Below are 2,718 nucleotides of genomic sequence, written 5' to 3'. Positions count from 1 at the left end.
GGCATTACCGATTTTATTGAAGTGGATACCGAAGAGGCACGACAACAAGCTGAGCGTCCGTTACATGTGATCGAAGGTCCATTGATGGACGGCATGAATGTGGTCGGCGATTTGTTTGGGGAAGGTAAAATGTTTTTGCCTCAAGTGGTTAAGTCTGCCCGCGTCATGAAAAAATCCGTAGCGTATTTAATGCCTTATATTGAAGAAGAAAAAGGTGAAGGCTGCGAAATTCAAAATAATGGCAAGATTTTGATGGCGACAGTGAAAGGCGATGTGCATGATATTGGTAAAAATATTGTCGGTGTGGTGCTGCAATGTAACAACTTTGAAGTGGTTGATATTGGCGTAATGGTCGCGGCTGAGAAAATCTTACAAACGGCACGCGAGCAAAATTGTGACATTATCGGACTTTCAGGCTTAATTACCCCATCATTGGATGAAATGGTACATGTTGCTAAAGAAATGCAGCGTCAAGGCTTTGAAATTCCTTTATTAATTGGTGGTGCAACCACTTCAAAAGTACACACGGCGGTTAAAATTGCCCAAAATTATCAACATCCTGTGGTATATGTTCAAGATGCTTCACGTGCGGTGGGCGTGTCACAAAGTTTATTGTCACCTGATTTAAAAGTTGCTTATGCAGAAAAAATAGCGGTTGAATATGAAGATGTACGGGTTAAACGTGCAGCTAAGCAAAATAAGTCGAAAAAATTCAGTTTAGCCCAAGCCCGTGCGAATAAACTCAAAACAGATTGGGCAACTTATCAACCTACAAAACCAAGCTTTTTAGGCACTAAGGTTTTTGAAACTTACGATTTAGCTGATTTACGTGCGTGCATTGACTGGACTCCATTTTTCCAATCTTGGGAATTAGCAGGACGTTATCCAAAAATCTTAGATGATGCGGTTGTGGGTGAAGAAGCGCGTAAATTATTTGCTGATGCACAAGCGATGTTAGACCAGATTATTGATGAACAATGGTTAAGTGCCAAGGCGATTATCGGCTTTTATCCAGCGAATAGCGTCAATGACGATGACATCGAATTATACACTGATGAGCAGCGCACCGAAGTCAAAACCACGCTACATCATTTGCGCCAACAATTGGCGAAGACTGATAGACCAAACATGTGTTTAACTGACTTTATCGCGCCAAAAGGTGAAGCAGCCGATTATTTAGGGGTTTTCGCTTGTACCGCAGGTGGCAATATCGATGAGAAAATCGCCATTTTTGAAGCGGATCAAGATGATTACAACAGTATTTTACTCAAAGCCTTGGCAGATCGTTTGGCAGAAGCCTTTGCAGAGCGTTTACATCAGCGGGTGCGTACTGAATTCTGGGCTTATGCAACGGATGAGAAATTGAGCAACAACGATTTGATTTCTGAGAAATATAAAGGGATTCGTCCAGCAGCAGGTTATCCAGCATGTCCAGATCATACGGAAAAAGCCTTGTTGTGGGAATTGTTAGAGGTTGAACAGCAAATCGGTATGACTTTGACTGAAAGTTTTGCGATGTTGCCGACGGCTGCCGTTTCGGGCTGGTATTTCTCACATCCACAAGCGCAGTATTTTGGTATTGGTAAATTGGAAAAAGACCAAGTAGAAAGCTATGCTGAACGTAAAGGCATGTCAATTGACGTTGCAGAGCGTTGGCTTGCTCCTGTGATTAGTTATTAATTTTTAAAGGAATGCGAAACTTGTTTTGCTTAGGTGAAATGGGTTTTGCGTTTTGATTGCTACCATCTAAACTTCTATCATCCCAAATCGTCTACATTCGTTTTATTAAATTTAAGGTAAAAATCTGTGCCTGTTGTTTTTCGTTATAGGGGTTATCGATTTTTCTTCTTTTCAAATGAGGGTAATCCACTTGAGCCATGCCATATTCATGTGCGAAAAGGTGATGCTTTGGCTAAGATATGGATATGTCCTGAAGTTCGTTTAGCACATAACTATAGTTTTTCGTCTTCTGAGCTTCGTCACATATTACAAGTTGTATCAGAGCATACAGCATTAATTGAGGAAAAATGGAATGAATATTTTAGCATTTAAACCTTTGGCAAAATCAGTAGAATTTGATGAGGATATGTTTTGGATTGAGTTGATTGACGGACGTAAATTAGGTACACCGTTAGCTTATTTTCCGCGATTATTAAATGCGACAAAGGAACAACGTCAAGATTATGAAATTAGTGGCGGTGGGATTGGATTACATTGGGATGAATTGGATGAGGATATTCATGTGGAATCATTGCTTTTCGGTATTGGTGATAGAACAAATATGTTAAATGCGGCGTAATGAGAATAAAGTGGAAAAAGACCAAGTTGAAAGTTATGCAGAACGTAAAGGTATGACGCTTGAAGAAGCTGAACGTTGGCTTGTACCTGTGATTAGTTATTAATTTTTAAAGGAATGTAAAACTTATTTTGCTTCGGTAAAATGGGTTTTGTATTTTTATAAAACTTATTTGTAGAAATAAACTTATGAAGAATTATACAACTGCTAGTGCAAGTTTAACCATAAATTATACAATGCCCATATCTACCAAAGAAAAAATTCAAAATTGCAAAGAACCTAAAGCAGAAAAGCTAGATTTAAAAGGCAATAGAGACGAAAGGTTAGCTTCAATACCAGATGCGGTGTTTGAATTAACTCACTTGAAAGAATTAAATTTACAAAATAATAACTTAACAACAATTCCTGAGAAATTAAAATAT

At 38.6% G+C, this 2,718-nt stretch carries 4 protein-coding genes; all 4 read left to right on the top strand.

Annotated features, from left to right (window positions below; genetic code table 11):
* Window positions 1–1,680: vitamin B12 dependent-methionine synthase activation domain-containing protein (locus ABXH34_RS17095; protein WP_353573095.1), on the top strand; the 1,680-nt coding region annotated here is incomplete at its 5' end.
* Window positions 1,681–1,806: 126 nt separating this feature from the next.
* Complete coding sequence (locus ABXH34_RS17090; RefSeq protein ID WP_353573094.1) at window positions 1,807–2,052, top strand: DUF4160 domain-containing protein; 246 nt, start codon at window positions 1,807–1,809, stop codon at window positions 2,050–2,052.
* Entirely contained in the window at window positions 2,033–2,299 is a 267-nt protein-coding gene (locus tag ABXH34_RS17085; RefSeq protein ID WP_353573093.1) for a DUF2442 domain-containing protein, read from the top strand. The genes ABXH34_RS17090 and ABXH34_RS17085 overlap by 20 nt, the downstream gene beginning before the upstream one ends.
* 185 nt (window positions 2,300–2,484) lie before the next feature.
* On the top strand, window positions 2,485–2,718 hold a 234-nt coding region (locus ABXH34_RS17080), incomplete at its 3' end, for a hypothetical protein (protein ID WP_353573092.1).

Origin of the sequence: Candidatus Albibeggiatoa sp. nov. BB20, assembly GCA_016744725.1 — a bacterium.
Classification (GTDB): Bacteria; Pseudomonadota; Gammaproteobacteria; order Beggiatoales; family Beggiatoaceae; genus Albibeggiatoa.
Note: the sequence above shows the minus strand (reverse complement) of the source record. Positions and strands in the feature narration are given on the sequence as shown.

Coding starts and splice junctions, on each gene's coding strand:
- ABXH34_RS17085 (WP_353573093.1), top strand. CDS start 2,033: ATGAATATTTTAGCATTTAAACCTTTGGCAAAATCAGTAGAATTTGAT.